Source organism: Streptomyces rectiverticillatus, from assembly GCF_013394065.1.
In the GTDB taxonomy this organism is placed as follows: Bacteria; Actinomycetota; Actinomycetes; order Streptomycetales; family Streptomycetaceae; genus Streptomyces; species Streptomyces rectiverticillatus.
The window spans coordinates 4,775,121-4,790,710 of the sequence record NZ_CP040752.1; the positions used below are offsets into that span (position 1 = coordinate 4,775,121).

At 71.0% G+C, this 15,590-nt stretch carries 10 protein-coding genes; 9 read left to right on the plus strand and 1 reads right to left on the minus strand.

The annotated features are described in order from the left end of the window. Nucleotides 1-783: 783 nt before the first annotated feature. Nucleotides 784-2,892 (minus strand): ABC transporter substrate-binding protein, encoded by a 2,109-nt coding sequence (locus FGW37_RS20965; RefSeq protein ID WP_179082459.1) that lies wholly within the window; start codon nucleotides 2,890-2,892, stop codon nucleotides 784-786. 341 nt (nucleotides 2,893-3,233) lie between these two features. On the opposite strand from FGW37_RS20965, the gene FGW37_RS20970 reads away from it, so the two are divergent. The 9 genes from FGW37_RS20970 to FGW37_RS21010 all read left to right on the plus strand — a co-directional run bounded on the left by FGW37_RS20970 (nucleotide 3,234) and on the right by FGW37_RS21010 (nucleotide 15,581). After that, on the plus strand, nucleotides 3,234-3,518 hold the full coding sequence (locus FGW37_RS20970; RefSeq protein WP_179082460.1) for a hypothetical protein: 285 nt from the start codon (nucleotides 3,234-3,236) through the stop codon (nucleotides 3,516-3,518). Nucleotides 3,519-3,576: 58 nt separating this feature from the next. Further along, entirely contained in the window at nucleotides 3,577-4,419 is an 843-nt protein-coding gene (locus FGW37_RS20975) for a hypothetical protein (RefSeq protein ID WP_179082461.1), read from the plus strand. 90 nt (nucleotides 4,420-4,509) lie between these two features. After that, entirely contained in the window at nucleotides 4,510-6,450 is a 1,941-nt protein-coding gene (locus FGW37_RS20980; RefSeq protein ID WP_179082462.1) for a fumarate reductase/succinate dehydrogenase flavoprotein subunit, read from the plus strand. Then, entirely contained in the window at nucleotides 6,447-7,211 is a 765-nt protein-coding gene (locus FGW37_RS20985) for a succinate dehydrogenase/fumarate reductase iron-sulfur subunit (protein WP_179082463.1), read from the plus strand. Before FGW37_RS20980 ends, FGW37_RS20985 begins: the two co-directional genes overlap by 4 nt. 128 nt (nucleotides 7,212-7,339) lie before the next feature. Continuing rightward, nucleotides 7,340-9,283 carry a TPM domain-containing protein gene (locus tag FGW37_RS33905; RefSeq protein WP_179082464.1) on the plus strand — a complete coding sequence of 648 codons (1,944 nt, stop codon included), beginning with the start codon at nucleotides 7,340-7,342 and terminating at the stop codon, nucleotides 9,281-9,283. Between the two features lie 237 nt (nucleotides 9,284-9,520). Further along, nucleotides 9,521-11,425, plus strand: coding sequence for a translational GTPase TypA (gene typA / locus FGW37_RS20995; protein WP_179082465.1), 1,905 nt, complete (start codon nucleotides 9,521-9,523; stop codon nucleotides 11,423-11,425). 455 nt (nucleotides 11,426-11,880) lie between these two features. Next, a complete protein-coding gene (locus FGW37_RS21000; RefSeq protein WP_179082466.1) occupies nucleotides 11,881-13,518 on the plus strand; it encodes a peptide ABC transporter substrate-binding protein in 1,638 nt (545 codons plus the stop codon). A gap of 176 nt (nucleotides 13,519-13,694) precedes the next feature. Further along, nucleotides 13,695-14,618, plus strand: a complete 924-nt coding sequence (locus tag FGW37_RS21005) for an ABC transporter permease (protein ID WP_246430480.1) — start codon at nucleotides 13,695-13,697, stop codon at nucleotides 14,616-14,618. Nucleotides 14,619-14,651: 33 nt separating this feature from the next. Further along, the gene (locus FGW37_RS21010) at nucleotides 14,652-15,581 is read left to right on the plus strand and encodes an ABC transporter permease (RefSeq protein WP_179082467.1); all 930 of its coding nucleotides are present in this window, start codon (nucleotides 14,652-14,654) and stop codon (nucleotides 15,579-15,581) included. Nucleotides 15,582-15,590: the final 9 nt, after the last annotated feature.

A 15,590-nucleotide genomic window follows, 5' to 3' on the forward strand; every position in this document is an offset into this window, starting at 1 on the left:
TCCCTTCGTAGGGGCCGGTGTCAAGGCAGGCTGGCAGCGGGGGGAGGGGTGGGGGGTTTCGGTTCGGCGTGTTGGCTGTGCGGCCGGTGGGCGGCCGGTCGCCGTACTCGCGCCGTCGCGGATGCGGGTGCGTGAGGAGACCGGTCTGTCCGGTTGTGGCTGAGGGGGAGCTGGCTGCTGCCGCGATGTGGTGCAGCCCGTCGTGGGCGCTTCGCTCAGCGCGCCACCATCGTGGCCGGGCGTCCGGCTGTCCCTGAGTGGGGACTTCTGAGACACGGGCTCCCTGGTGGGACAGCCGCGTGAGGCGTCCGACCGCCCCTGGGCGGGGCTTCCGAGGCGCAGATTCCCCGGTGGGACGGTAACTGGGGTCACTTATCCGCCGTGCGACGCCGGCGGGCCGGGTGATTTCCGGGCCTGGAAGGCCGCCAGCCCCCACCAATCCGCAGCCGCCTGCCCAGCCACGATGGTGGCGCGCTGAGCGAAGCGCCCCCACCGGGCCCAGGCACATCGCGGCAGCTGCCAGCTCCCCCTCAGCCACGGCCGGAGCGTCCGGTCTCCTTACGCGCGTGCATCCGTGACGGCAGGAGTACGGCGGCCAACACCCCACCGGCCGCACAGCCAACCCACCGGACCCGAGCCCCCCACCCCTCCCCCCGCTGCCAGCCTGTTCTGACCCGCGCCCTCGGCGGCGCAGCTCCTGAAATCGCAGTGGTACCCGTACGGACGGGGGTATACGGCGCCTATACGGCGCCCACATCCCGTCCGCCCCCTACCCGCCCCCCGCTAACCCCGCCGGAACCCGATGTCCTGGTAGCGCGGCGACCCCAGCCCGAACGCGCCCGCGTTCGCCACGGTTTTCCGGGCGCCCACCAGCTGCGGGCGCTGGTAGAGGGGGATCGAGCCCGCCAGGGCCCAGATGCGGGCGTCCGCGCGGCCGGCGAGGTCGCGGGAAGCTTCCGCGTCGAGTTCGGTGGAGGCCTGGTCGAAGAGCTGGTCGATGCGGTCGGTGCCGACCCGGGTGTAGTTCTGCTCCACGACCAGGGAGCCGTCCGCGGCGGGCTGGGGCTTGGCGAAGAGCGGGCGGGCGTCGGTCGCGGGGAAGGCGGTGGCGGGCCAGGAGTAGAGGGCCAGGTCGTAGCTGCCGGCGGCGATGTGGTCCTTGAAGAAACCGACGTCCCCGACCTTGGTCATCTCGGTGGCGATGCCGACCGCGTCGAGCCGCCGGGCGATGTGGTCGGCGACGGACCGCAGGGACTCGGTCCCGGCGCTCACCGGCACCACGAAGCGGAGGGTGAGCTTCTTGCCGTTCTTCATGCGGACCGGGGCGGCGGCCGCCTTGCCTCCGCCGTCGCGGGCGGTCCGCTTGCCGTCACCGTCGGGCAGGCCGGCCTCGTCCGCGCCGTCCACGCTATCCGCGCCGGCCGCGCCGTCCTCAAGGTCGTGCAGGTCCGCGAAGTCCTCGGCGGTGCCCTCCGTCTCGTCCCCGTCGGCGGGGTCGGGCCCGGCCCGGGGGCCGGGGCGCAGTTCGACGGTCCTGCCGGGCGTACCGGAGCGGTCGTCGGCTCCGTCCGCGCCCGCCGCCGTCCTGGAGCCGTCGGCGCGGCCCTGCTTCCAGCCGGCCTCCGCGAGCAGGGCCCTGGCGGCCTTGGGGTCGGGGCCGCCGATGGCGTCGCTGTTGTCCTCGTAGCCGTCCTGGCCGGCGAGGAAGAGGTGGCTGCCGAGCGGCTCGGTGGGCAGGCCCAGCGGTCCGAGGACGGATTTGGCGACGGCCCGGCGGTCGATGGCGCGGGCGACGGCCCGGCGGACGCGCTCGTCGGCGAGCGGGCCGGCGGCGCCGTTGAGGGCGAGCTGGGTGTACCCGGGCTCCAGGGACTTGCGGACGACGACGCCGCGCAGGGCGGGCGAACGCGGAGCCGCGGCGGCCGGAGGCTTGTCCCCCTTGTCCTGCTTCTTCGGCTTGTTCGCGTCCGTGATGCGGCGGGCGTCGGCGGCGGTCACGTCGGCGAGGTCGAGCTTGCCGGCCGCCAGCGCCGCGGCCCGCTCGGCGCGTGGCACCGTCCGCAGCACGAGCCGGTCCAGCTTGGCCGGGTCACCCCACCACTTGGGGTCGCGGGCGAGGGTGAGGGTGCCCTGCTTGTTGTCGCGCCCGGCGACCCGGAAGGGCCCGGCGGAGAGCTTGAGTTCGTTGCGGGCGCCGTCGTTGAAGCCGTCCGCGCTGCTCATGACGGCCTTCGGGTAGAGCGGGGTGAACAGGGCGGGCCAGTCGGCGCAGCTACGGGCGAAGGTGACCTTCACCTCGTGCGCGTCGGCGCCCTGCTCGACCCGGTCGATGCGGTCGTAGCCGGCGTTGCGGGCCGTCCAGTAGGCGCTGTCCTTGCCGCGCAGGGCCTTCCACTGGGCCTCGAAGTCGGCGGCGGTGAGGGCCTTGCCGTCGCTCCAGACGGCCTTCGGGTTGAGCTTGTAGACGACGACCTGGTGGGGTTCGCGCTGGGCGACTTCGGCCGAGCGCAGGTAGTCGGCGTTGCGCTGGGGGCGGCCGCGCCCGTCGGTGGTGAACAGGGCGGGCAGGACGGCGGCGGCGACCCGCTGCGTGGTGGCGTCGGCGTCCGTCTGGAAGGTGTTGAGGGTGCTGGGCAGGGTGTCGACCGCCCAGGTGAGGGTGCCGCCGTCGGCGACCTTGGCCCGCGGCGCGGCCGCGACGTCCTGCGGGGTGACGACGCCGTCGCCGTCCTGGTCGAGGCCGCAGCCGGTGAGCAGGATCCCGGCGGTGAGCAGGGCGGCACAGCGACGGCGGCGCGTACGGGACCGGAGGGATGGGAGAGTCCGTAGAGACCGGGGAGGCCGGGGAGACCACAGAGACCGTAGAGACCGCAGAGATCGGTTAAAGGCCATGGGTGGTGCCACCTCCGCCGGACTCGGTCGCCGGGCTCTTTCGGCGTAATGCGCCGCTGATCGCATCTACTGCTCACCACTGAATGCGACAGTCGGTCCGGCTGCGCGCCGACACGGCGCCGCCCGGGTGTACGCCACCCGCGTGGACGAACGATTCCGCGGCCCCCGCCCACTGGTGGGCGCACCATGAACGAACGTTTCTGCAGCCCCCCGGCGCGCGCCGCACCCGTTCCGGCGAAGGCGCGATCGCTATCTTCCCCCGGAGGGGTGTGACGCGCGACACTCTCAGTCGCATCACCGTCGCCACCCGCAACCGCCGACAGCGGAAGTGAGGGTCAGACATGTCCCTGCAAGACGAAGTGACCGCGGTCCAGCGCTGCCTGGACGATCTCGGCCGGGCGCTCGCACGGCTGGAGAAGCACCTGGGCAGCCAGGACCTCGAACTGCGCCGGGTGCGCACGGACGCCGCCCACCTGCGCGAGAGCGTCACCCTTCTGCGCGACGTCCACCCCGCGGAGCGGCCGCGCCCCGAGCCGGTGCCGATCCCCGACGCCCCGTACGACGCGTCCTTGTGGAAGGACGCGGACGAGGAGGGGCTCGGCGCCCGGGACCGGCACGCCCCCTGACGGGGCCGGGCAGCGCGGCAGCAACCGACCCCCCTTCCGCTCCTCCCCGGAGTCCCTCTTGGCCACTGGTACCGACCCCCGATCCGCGACCTCCGCCGGGGTGCCCGCCCAAGGCGGGGTCCATCACCCCTCGCGCGCCACGATCCCCGCCCGCCACCTGCGCGCCGACCGCTGGTGGCTGCAGCCCGCCGCCACCGCGGCCGGGCTGTTCGCCTTCGTCGTCTACTCGACCTGGCGGGCCTTCGCGGGCGACGACTACTACGCGGCGCCCTACGTCTCCCCGTTCTACTCGCCCTGCATCGCGGAGAACTGCGTCCCGATGAAGGACGGCGCGGACTGGGAGGTCTTCGGCTCCTGGTGGAGCCTGTCGCCGGCCCTGCTGATCCTGATCTTCCCGCTCGGCTTCCGGCTGACCTGCTACTACTACCGCAAGGCGTACTACCGCGGCTTCTGGGCCTCGCCCCCGGCCTGCGCCGTCGCCGAGCCGCACCGCACGTACTCCGGCGAGACGCGCTTCCCGCTGATCCTGCAGAACGTCCACCGCTACTTCTTCTACTTCGCGGTGATCGTCGCGGGCATCCTCACCTACGACACGGCGCTCGGCTTCCGTAATGCGCGGGGCGAGTGGGGCCACATGGGCCTCGGCACCCTCGTCCTTCTCGCCAACATCGTTCTGATCTGGGCGTACACCCTCTCCTGCCACTCGTGCCGGCACATCGTCGGCGGCCGGATCCGCACCTTCTCCAAGCACCCCGTGCGCTATCGCATGTGGGGCTGGGTCAGCGCGCTCAACGCCCGCCACATGCAGCTCGCCTGGGCGTCGCTGGTCAGCGTGGCGGTCGCCGACTTCTACGTCTACCTGGTGGCCAGTGGCGTCTTCGACGACCCGCGCTTCTTCTGACCGGCGGGGTATCCGGCCCGGCGGACGATCCGGTAGACGATCCGGCCTTCAACGGCACATGTTCACAGCACAAGGGAGAGGTGCTTTCTGATGTCGCGTACGGCCCGACAAGCCTGGGACGTGGTCGTGGTCGGTGCCGGGGGCGCCGGGCTGCGCGCCGCCATCGAGGCCCGTGAGCGGGGCATGCGCTGTGCCGTGATCTGCAAGTCGCTCTTCGGCAAGGCCCACACCGTGATGGCGGAGGGCGGCATCGCCGCCAGCATGGGCAACGTCAACGAGGGCGACAACTGGCAGGTCCACTTCCGCGACACCCTGCGCGGCGGCAAATTCCTCAACCACTGGCGGATGGCCGAGCTGCACGCCCGCGAGGCCCCCGACCGGGTCTGGGAGCTGGAGACCTGGGGCGCCGTCTTCGACCGCACCCGGGACGGGAGGATCTCGCAGCGGAACTTCGGCGGCCACGAGTACCCGCGGCTGGCGCACGTCGGCGACCGTACGGGCCTGGAGCTGATCCGCACCCTCCAGCAGAAGATCGTCTCGCTGCAGCAGGAGGACCACCGCGAGTTCGGCGACTACGAGGCCCGGCTGAAGGTCTTCCAGGAGTGCACGGTCACCCGCCTCCTGAAGGACGGCGACCGCATCGCGGGCGTCTTCGGCTACGAGCGCGAGTCCGGCCGGTTCTTCGCCATCGAGTCCCCGGCCGTCGTGCTGGCCACCGGCGGGATCGGCAAGTCCTTCAAGGTGACGTCCAACTCCTGGGAGTACACCGGCGACGGGCACGCGCTCGCGCTGCTGGCCGGGGCGTCGCTGATCAACATGGAGTTCGTGCAGTTCCACCCGACCGGCATGGTCTGGCCGCCGTCCGTGAAGGGCATCCTCGTCACCGAGTCCGTCCGCGGCGACGGCGGGGTGCTGCGCAACAGCGACGGCAAGCGGTTCATGTTCGACTACGTCCCGGACGTCTTCAAGGAGAAGTACGCCGAGTCCGAGGCCGAGGGCGACCGCTGGTACCAGGACCCCGACAACAACCGCCGCCCGCCCGAGCTGCTCCCGCGCGACGAGGTGGCGCGCGCCATCAACTCCGAGGTCAAGGCGGGCCGCGGCTCCCCGCACGGCGGCGTCTTCCTCGACGTCTCCACCCGGCTGCCCGCCGAGGACATCAAGCGCAAACTGCCCTCCATGCACCACCAGTTCAAGGAGCTGGCGGACGTCGACATCACGGCCGAGCCGATGGAGGTCGGCCCCACCTGCCACTACGTGATGGGCGGGGTGGACGTCGACCCCGACACGGCGGCGGCGGTGGGTGTGCCCGGCCTGTTCGCCGCCGGCGAGGTCGCCGGCGGGATGCACGGCTCCAACCGGCTGGGCGGCAACTCCCTCTCCGACCTGCTGGTCTTCGGCCGGCGGGCGGGCCTGTACGCGGCCGAGCACGCCGCCGCCTTCCCCGGCGCTGGCCGGCCCGTGGTCTCCGACGCCGACATCGAGGCGGCGGAGGCGGAGGCCCTGCGCCCGTTCAGCGCGGAGGGCGAGGACCCGGCGGCCGCCCAGGGGCCGGCCGAGAACCCCTACGCCCTGCACCAGGAGCTCCAGCAGGCCATGAACGACCTGGTCGGCATCATCCGCAAGGGCCCGGAGATGGAGGAGGCGCTGCGCCGGCTGACCGAGCTGCGCACCCGCTCCCGGCGGGCCGGCGTGGAGGGCCACCGCCAGTTCAACCCCGGCTGGCACCTCGCGCTCGACCTGCGGAACATGCTGCTGGTCAGCGAGTGCGTGGCCCGGGCGGCGCTGGAGCGCACCGAGAGCCGCGGCGGCCACACCCGCGACGACCACCCGGCGATGGACCGGCGGTGGCGCCGGCTGAACCTCCAGTGCCGGCTGAACGGGGACAGCACGGAGCCGGGCGCGGACCCGCTGCTGGGCCGGGTGCGCCTGGAGCGGCGCGCCATGCCGCCCATCCGTGACGACCTGCTCGCGCTCTTCGACAAGGAGGAGCTGGTGAAGTACCTGACGGACGAGGAGCTGACCTCTTGAGTTACGAGGCCCACTTCAAGGTGTGGCGGGGCGACGCGGACGGCGGTTCCCTCGTCGACTACACCGTGACCGTCAACGAGGGTGAGGTCGTCCTCGACATCATCCACCGGCTCCAGGCCACCGAGGCCGCCGATCTCGCCGTGCGCTGGAACTGCAAGGCGGGCAAGTGCGGTTCGTGCAGCGCGGAGATCAACGGGCGGCCGCGGCTGATGTGCATGACGCGGATGTCGCTGCTCGACCCGGACGAGCCCGTCGTGGTCACCCCGATGCGGGCGTTCCCCGTGGTGCGGGACCTGGTGACGGACGTGTCCTTCAACTACGCCAAGGCGCGCGAGGTCCCCTCCTTCGTCCCGCCGGCCGGGCTCGGGCCCGGGGAGTACCGGATGCAGCAGGAGGACGTGGGGCGCTCCCAGGAGTTCCGTAAGTGCATCGAGTGCTTCCTGTGCCAGGACACCTGCCATGTGGTGCGTGATCACGAGGAGAACAAGCCGGTCTTCGCCGGCCCCCGCTTCCTGATGCGCGTCGCCGAGCTGGACATGCACCCGCTGGACGGGGCGGCCGAGGCGGGCATCGACCGCAAGCGCTCCGCGCAGGAGGAGCACGGGCTCGGCTACTGCAACATCACCAAGTGCTGCACGGAGGTCTGCCCCGAGCACATCAAGATCACCGACAATGCGCTGATCCCGCTGAAGGAGCGCGCCGTCGACCGGAAGTACGACCCGCTGGTCTGGCTCGGGAGCAAAATCCGCCGCCGGGTGTGACCCCCGCCCGCCCGGTGCGGCCCGCCCGCCGGGCGTGAGCCGGGCGCACGCGGGAGCGTGCATACGCTCCGTATTCAGCTCCTTGCTCCCAGTAGCGGAGCGGGCATTACCGCCATACGCTCCCAAGTGTGACGCGGCTTTCGAGGCGGTACGGGAAGGGGGCGCCGGGACGGGCCGTCGCCGGCGCTCTCCTCGCGCTGTGCGCCCTGCTGCTCCCGGCCCCCGCCACCCGCGCCGACACCCCCCTCGACCTGGACGCCGGCGGCCGCATCACCGACACCGTCGGCGCGCTCGGCCGGCGCCGCGCTCAGGTGACCACCGCGATCGAACGGCTGCGCACCACCCAGCGCGTCCAGCTCTACGTCACCTACGTCCGTGACTTCTCCGGTCGCTCGGCGCGCGCCTGGGCGGACGCCACCGCCGACCGCAACGGCCTCGGCGAGCACGAGGTCCTGCTCGCCGTCGCCACCCACGGCCAGCAGTACGCCGTCTCCGCCGACAAGCGCTCCGGCTTCCGCGCCGACCAGCTCAAGGCCGTCGCCGACACCGCCATCGCCCCCGCCGTCGCCCAGCACGACTGGGCCGGGGCGGCCATCGGCGCCGCCGACGGCTACCGGGCCGTCCTCCAGGGCGAACCGGTGCGCCCGCCCGCCATCTCCCCGGGCACCAAGGACCCCGGCGGCGAAGGCCTCGTCCCCGGGCACCGCAGGGTCTGGCTCCCCGTCGCCATGGGCGCCGGGCTGTGCCTCCTGGGGCTGTACCTGTGCGCCCGGCGCACCTCCCGAAGACGCCGCGCGGAACAGGAGCGGCCGTACGCCCCCGTGCCCGCCGCGCCGCCCGCCCGCGCCCGCCTCGCCCAGCCGCTGACGCCGCTGCCCGAACTCGACGCGGAGGCCGTCCGCGCCCTCGTCGAGACCGACGACGCGGTCCGCACCAGCGCCGAGGAACTCCTCTTCGCCGCCGCCCAGTTGGGCGAGGAGGCCGCCCGGCCGTTCGCCGAGGCCGTGGCCTACGCCAAGGAGGAGCTCGCCGACGCCTTCCGGCTGCGGCAGGCCCTCGACGACGCGCCCTACGAGGACGAGGACATCCGCCGCCGGACCCTGGACGAGATCTGCTCGCACTGCACCAGCGCGAACCGGCGTTTGGACGCCGAATCCGAGTCCTTCGACCGGCTGCGCGGCCTCAGGGCCAACGCGGCCGGCATCCTGGCCCGCGCCGAGGCCGACGCGCGGTCCCTCTCCCCCCGCGTCGCCACCGCCGAGGCCGCCCTCGCCGCCCTCGCCGGGCACTGCACCCCGGCCGCCCTCGCCGCCGTGGCCCGCCACCCCGGAGAGGCCCGCGACCGGCTCTCCTTCGCCACCGCCGCCCTGACCGAGGCCCGGCGCGCCCTCGCGGCCGACGACACCGACGGCGCGGCGATCTCCCTGCGCGCCGGCGAGGCGGCCCTGTCCCAGGCCCGCGTCCTGACCCTGGCCGCCCTGCGCCGCGCCCACGAGCTGACCGGCGCCACCAGGCGGCTCCCCGCCGCCCTCGCGGAAGCCGAGGCGCGCGCCCCGCGCGGCAGCCCCCAGGCCCGCGCCCTCGCCTGCGCCCGCCGCGAAGTCGACAGCGGGCGGTACGACCCGCGGGCCGTGCTGCGGCACGTGGAGGAGACGTCTGCCGCCCTGGACGCCGGGCACGAGGACCGGGCGCGGGCCCGGGCCGGGCGGGCCCTGCGCCGGGTACGGGGCGAGGTGGCCGCCGCCCGCGACTTCGTCACCACCCACCGGGGTGCGGTCGGCTGCCGGGCCCGCACCCGCCTCGCCGAGGCCGAACGCCACCTGGCCCTCGCCCGCGCCGCCTGCGACCTGCGCACCATCCGCTCGGAGACGGGCCACGCGGACTCCCTCGCCCGCCAGGCCCGCGCCCTGGCCGAACACGACGTGGGCACCTACGGCACCCGCTACGACCCCGGCACCCCGCCCCCCGCCCGGGCCCTGGGCGGCGCGCTCCTCGGCGGCATCGTCCTGGCCGGGCTGCTGCCGGCGACGTTCGGGGGCGGCGCGACCCGGGGTCGCCTCGCGGCGGGCTAGAGGCTCCCCGGTGGGGGTTGCCCGCCGTCGCGGCGGGATATTTCCGGCCCAGGGGCAGCCTCCCTGCTCTGCGAGGAGGGGCGAAACCGCAGGTCATGGCCCCTGCCGGAGGCCTGGGGCGGCCGAAGTCGGCGCGGGCCCGTACCATGGAAGTGGCCGCGGCGTGATCTGCCCGGCGGGCGCGCGTGCCGGACCGTACGCGCCGCCATCCACGATTCCGGGAGAAGCGCCGCAAGTATGCCCACCCGCCACGACATTCGTAACGTCGCCATCGTCGCCCACGTCGACCACGGCAAGACGACCATCGTCGACGCCATGCTCAAGCAGGCCGGCGCCTTCGCCGCGCACCAGCTCGAGTCCGTCGACGACCGCGTCATGGACTCGAACGACCTGGAGCGTGAGAAGGGCATCACGATCCTCGCCAAGAACACGGCGGTGAAGTACCACCCCAAGGACGGCGGCGAGCCGATCACCATCAACATCATCGACACCCCCGGCCACGCCGACTTCGGTGGCGAGGTCGAGCGCGGTCTGTCGATGGTGGACGCGGTCGTGCTGCTCGTCGACGCCTCCGAGGGCCCGCTGCCGCAGACCCGCTTCGTGCTGCGCAAGGCGCTCGCCAAGCGGATGCCGGTCATCCTGTGCATCAACAAGACGGACCGCCCGGACTCCCGCATCGACGAGGTCGTCAACGAGACGTACGACCTCTTCCTCGACCTGGACGCCGACGAGGACCAGATCGAGTTCCCGATCGTCTACGCCTGCGGCCGTGACGGCGTCGCCTCGCTGACCAAGCCGGAGGACGGCACCGTCCCCGCGGACAGCACCAACCTGGAGCCGTTCTTCTCCACCATCCTGGAGCACGTCCCGGCCCCGACGTACGACGAGGACGCGCCGCTCCAGGCCCACGTCACCAACCTCGACGCCGACAACTTCCTCGGCCGCATCGCGCTGCTCCGCGTCGAGCAGGGCGAGCTGCGCAAGGGCCAGTCGGTCGCGTGGATCAAGCGTGACGGCTCGATCTCCAACGTCCGCATCACCGAGCTGATGATGACCGAGGCGCTCACCCGCAAGCCCGCCGAGGTCGCCGGCCCCGGTGACATCTGCGCGGTCGCCGGTATCCCCGACATCATGATCGGCGAGACCCTGGCCGACCCGGAGAACCCGGTCGCGCTGCCCCTGATCACGGTCGACGAGCCCGCGATCTCCATGACCATCGGCACCAACACCTCGCCGCTGGTCGGCCGCGGCGGCACGGGCAAGGGCGCGGACGCCAAGTCCGCGGTCAAGGACCGCAAGGTCACCGCCCGCCAGGTCAAGGACCGCCTCGACCGCGAGCTGGTCGGTAACGTCTCGCTGCGCGTCCTGGACACCGAGCGCCCCGACGCCTGGGAGGTGCAGGGCCGCGGTGAGCTGGCGCTGGCCATCCTGGTCGAGCAGATGCGCCGCGAGGGCTTCGAGATGACCATCGGCAAGCCCCAGGTCGTCACCAAGGAGGTCGACGGCAAGGTCCACGAGCCCGTCGAGCGCCTGACGGTCGACGTGCCCGAGGAGCACATGGGCGCCGTCACCCAGCTCATGGGCACCCGCAAGGGCCGCATGGACAACATGTCGAACCACGGCTCCGGCTGGGTCCGCATGGAGTTCGTCGTCCCGTCCCGCGGCCTGATCGGCTTCCGTACGGAGTTCCTGACGAACACCCGCGGCACCGGTATCGCCCACTCCATCCACGAGGGCCACGAGCCGTGGTTCGGCGAGCTGAAGACCCGTAACAACGGCTCCCTGGTCGCCGACCGCTCCGGTGCCGTCACCGCCTTCGCGATGACGAACCTCCAGGAGCGCGGCGTGCTCTTCACCGACCCGGGCACCGAGGTGTACGAGGGCATGATCGTCGGCGAGAACTCCCGCGCCGACGACATGGACGTCAACATCACCAAGGAGAAGAAGCTCACCAACATGCGCTCCTCCTCCGCCGACTCCTTCGAGGCGATCGTGCCCCCGCGCAAGCTGTCGCTGGAGCAGTCCCTGGAGTTCTGCCGCGACGACGAGTGCGTCGAGGTCACCCCGGAGGCCGTCCGCATCCGCAAGGTCGTCCTGGACCAGAAGGAGCGCGGCCGCACGGCGTCCCGCGCGAAGCGCTAAGGCTGACGCTCCGCCAGGAGTGACGCCCCGTCCGGAGGCCCGGAACCCCTGCTTTCCCCGGCAGCGGTTCCGGGCCTCCGGCGTATCCGGGCAACCGGAATAAGACAGTCCGCATTGCTGCCCGCTTGTCGAAGTTGTCCGGATAGCGGTCCGCCGGTGCCGGAAGTTGTGTTAACAGTCCGTTTCGCGGCTGTCTGTCTGTGCTGGCTTTGTCCGGTTTTCGAACCGCTCAGAGGGCTCGATGTGACCAAAGCGAGACCCTTTAAGTGTGGTTTACAAGGCGGACGTACTTAATAGTTGGGTTCATTGAGCTCGGGTCAATGGGTCACGCGCTGTGGGGAGCGCCGACTCACGAGCACACTCGAGGTGCCGGTTCCGTCTCCGCTGTCAGGGGTGTCAGCGTGGGGCCGGCGCCTCTCTCGTAGTGAAAAGTGGACTCTTGAGGAGGCATACCCATGCGCGGTGCCAAGAGCGCCAAGTGGGTCGTCGGCGCGATAGTCGTTGCCATGGCGGCAACTGCTTGTGGTGGCAGTGACAGCAAGGACAGTGGCAAGGGCGGAGCGGTCTTCCGGCTCGGTATCACCGAGCCCACCGCGATCGATCCGGTGAACGCCCAGGAGTCCGAGGGCACGCTGGTGGCCCGTCAGCTCTTCACGGGCCTGTACGGCGTGAACGACGACGGCACTCTGAAGTCGCTGCTCGCCACGTCGGCCAAGGCGAACGACAAGGGCGACGAGTGGGAGCTCCAGCTCAAGACGGGCACCAAGTTCAGCAACGGTGAGCCCGTCAACGCCGAGGCCTTCATCCGCGGTTGGACCCGCGCCGCGGCCAAGAACGCCGCCTCCGACGTGGCCTACCACCTCGACAACATCGTCGGCTACGGGGACCTGCACTCGGGCAAGAGCGACAAGCTCTCCGGCGCCACCGCCGAGGGTGAGGGCACCATCAAGGTGAAGCTCTCCCACCCGGACTTCGAGTTCGACAAGAAGACCGTGCACCCGGTCTACATGCCCGTCCCGAAGGTCGCGGGCGCCGGCGACAACAAGTCGTTCAACGACGCCCCCATCGGCAACGGCCCCTTCAAGATGGCCGGTTCGTGGGAGCACAACAAGAAGATCTCGCTCGTCCGCAACGACGACTACGCGCTGCAGAAGCCGGCCGTCGAGAAGGTCGAGTTCACGATCCTCAACCCGGCGAACGCCGCCACCCTCGAGTACAAGGGCTTCGAGAAGGGCGAGTTCGACTGGGCCCGTATGCCCACTCCGCAGCTGCCCGTCGCCAAGGCCAAGTACGAGCCCCAGGGCAAGTGGATCAAGTTCGACAGCCCCGGCATCAACTACATCCTGACGTTCCAGGAGAACGGGCCGATGAAGTCGGCCGACGCCCGTAAGGCCGTCTCCTACGCGATCGACCGCGCCGAGATCGCCAAGGGTGTCTACCAGGGTCTCCAGGAGCCGGCGACCTCCCTGCTGCCGCCGACCTTCAAGGAGGTCTACAAGGCGGACCAGTGCTCCTCCTGCGTCAAGCAGGACAAGGCGAAGGCCAAGGAGTACGCGGAGAAGGGCGGCCTGAAGGCGGGTGACACCCTCGACTTCGGCTACAACACCGGTGCGGGCCACGAGGAGTGGGTCCAGGCCGTCGCCAAGCAGGTCGAGGACGTCCTCGGCGTCAAGGTCAAGCTGAACGGCCTGCCGTTCAAGGAGGCCCTGGCCAAGCAGCAGGACAAGGGCACCATCGGCATCTGGCGCCAGGCGTGGTCCGCGGACTACCCGACCGCCGACAACTTCCTGACCCCGCTGCTGTCCACGAGCGGCATCAACCCGGACGCCAGCGGCAAGGCCCAGGGCGACAACCGCGGCCGCTACAGCAACCCGAAGTTCGACGAGATGCTCGTCAAGGCCCGTAACACCAAGGACGCCGCCGAGCGCGCCAAGGTGTACCAGGAGGCCGAGAAGCTCGCCATCGACGAGGACCAGGCCGCGATCCCGCTGTGGAAGCGCACCCAGTACCGCCTCGCCAACTCCAAGAAGTTCACCAATCTGAAGCTGGACTTCTTCGAGGACCCGAACATCGCCGAGATCGGCATCAAGTAACCGTCACCCTCTAGCCAAAATCCCGTGAAGGTCGTGGTACCCCGAGCTACGGCTTGAGGTGCCACGGCCTTCGCCTGGCGTGCGCGCGCCCACGTGGCCCGCCGCGCCCGGCTCGCCTCCCCCTTCCCCGAGGCGGCGGGCAACGCCCCACGGCGGCAGCAAGTCAAGGAGGCAACGTGGGCAAATATGTGATCCGGCGGATCGGGCAGATGGTGATCGTGCTCTTCGGTGCGACGCTCATCCTGTTCGCGTGTCTGTTCGTTCTCCCCGGCGACCCGGTGGGCTCGCTCGGTGGTGACAAGGCGCGCGACCCCGCCGTCGTCCAGCAGCTGCGCGAGCGTTACGGGCTGGACAAGCCACTCGCCGTGCAGTACGGCACTTATGTGAGCAACCTGGTCAAGGGCGACCTCGGCGAGGACTACACCCAGCGGCGCGAGGTCACGGAGGTGCTCTCGCCGAAGCTCGGCAACACCGCCAAGCTGGCCGTCGCGGCGATCCTCATCGACGTGGTGCTCGGCATCCTGGCCGGTCTCATCGCGGCCCTGTTCAGATATTCGTTCTGGGACGTGTTGGTCACACTGCTCACGACGATGGCGATCGGCTTCCCCAGCTTCGTCATCGGCATGATCCTCCAGAGCCAGTTCGCCGTGAACCTCGGCTGGTTCCCGCTGATTTCGGACGGGTCGTTCAACTCGATGATCATGCCGGCGTTCACGCTGGCCATCATCGACGCGGCACTCGTGGCCCGGCTGATGCGCGGCACCATGCTCGAGGTGCTGCGCGCGGACTACGTCAAGACGGCCATCGCCAAGGGCCTCCCGCGGCGCACGGTGCTCCTCAAGCACGTCATGCGCAACTCGATCATCCCCGTGGTGACCTACATCGGCATCTCCTTCGGCGGTCTGCTCGGTGGCGCCCTCATCACCGAGGCGATCTTCAACTGGGACGGCATCGGCTACGCGCTGGTCACCGCGATCCAGCAGCAGAACAACCCGATCATCGTCGGTGTCGTCACCTACGGCGTCGCCGTCTTCGTCCTGCTCAACCTGCTGGTCGATCTGCTGTACGCGGTGCTCGACCCGCGGATCCGCCTCAGCTGACCGCCAGGTCATACCCCGTTCTAGGAGTCACCCATGACTGAGCTCACCAAGAGCGACCAGGGGCCGGACGCCGCGACCGCACAGTCAGCAGTTGCGAACAACACCGCCGAGCCCGCACCGGCCCGCATCACCCAGTGGGGCGAGATCCGCCACCGCTTCATGGCCAACAAGCTCGCCGTCGTCGGCCTCGGCCTGGTCGTCCTGCTCTTCATCGTCGCCGCGGCGGCGCCGCTCATCGCCACGCACGACCCGTACGCGCAGGACCTGGGCAACACCCTGCAGGACCCGGGCGGGGAGCACTGGTTCGGCACCGACGCCCTCGGCCGCGACCAGTTCTCCCGGATCGTCTACGGCAGCCGCATCGCCGTCATCGTCGGCCTGGCCTCGATCTTCCTGGCCTGTGTGATCGGCTGCATCCTCGGCGCCCTGTCCGGTTACTTCGGCAAGGCCGTCGACAGCGTCATCATGCGCACCGCCGACATCTTCTTCGCGTTCCCGCTGCTCATCGGCGCGATCGTGATCATTCTGGTGATGGGCCGCGGCGTGCTGCCCGTCATCGTCTCGCTGGCCGTCTTCAGCTGGGCCACGGTCGCCCGCCTGCTGCGCTCCAGCATCCTGTCCGTGCGCGAGATGGACTATGTGACGGCGGCGAAGGCGCTGGGCGCGAGCACCACCCGCATCATCGTGCGGCACATCATGCCCAACTCCATCGCGGCCGTGATGTCGTACGTGTCCTTCAGCGTCGGCACCGCCGTCGTGGCCGAGGCCTCGCTGTCCTTCCTCGGCATCGGCGTGAGCCCCGAGGTGCCCGAGTGGGGCAACATGATCTCCTCCGCCAGGGACTTCCTCGGTGTCAAGGACTTCCTGTGGGCCTACCCCAGCACCGCGATCGTGCTGACGGTGCTCGGATTTGTGTTTGTCGGCGACGGGCTGCGCGACGCCCTCGACCCGAAGCTGCGTTGAGGAGAACGT

Bases quoted from the DNA above. Each gene is read 5' to 3' on its own strand.
- FGW37_RS20965 (WP_179082459.1), bottom strand. From the start codon at position 2,892: ATGGCCTTTAACCGATCTCTGCGGTCTCTACGGTCTCTGTGGTCTCCC.
- FGW37_RS20970 (WP_179082460.1), top strand. From the start codon at position 3,234: ATGTCCCTGCAAGACGAAGTGACCGCGGTCCAGCGCTGCCTGGACGAT.
- FGW37_RS20980 (WP_179082462.1), top strand. From the start codon at position 4,510: ATGTCGCGTACGGCCCGACAAGCCTGGGACGTGGTCGTGGTCGGTGCC.
- typA (WP_179082465.1), top strand. From the start codon at position 9,521: ATGCCCACCCGCCACGACATTCGTAACGTCGCCATCGTCGCCCACGTC.
- FGW37_RS21000 (WP_179082466.1), top strand. From the start codon at position 11,881: ATGCGCGGTGCCAAGAGCGCCAAGTGGGTCGTCGGCGCGATAGTCGTT.
- FGW37_RS21010 (WP_179082467.1), top strand. From the start codon at position 14,652: ATGACTGAGCTCACCAAGAGCGACCAGGGGCCGGACGCCGCGACCGCA.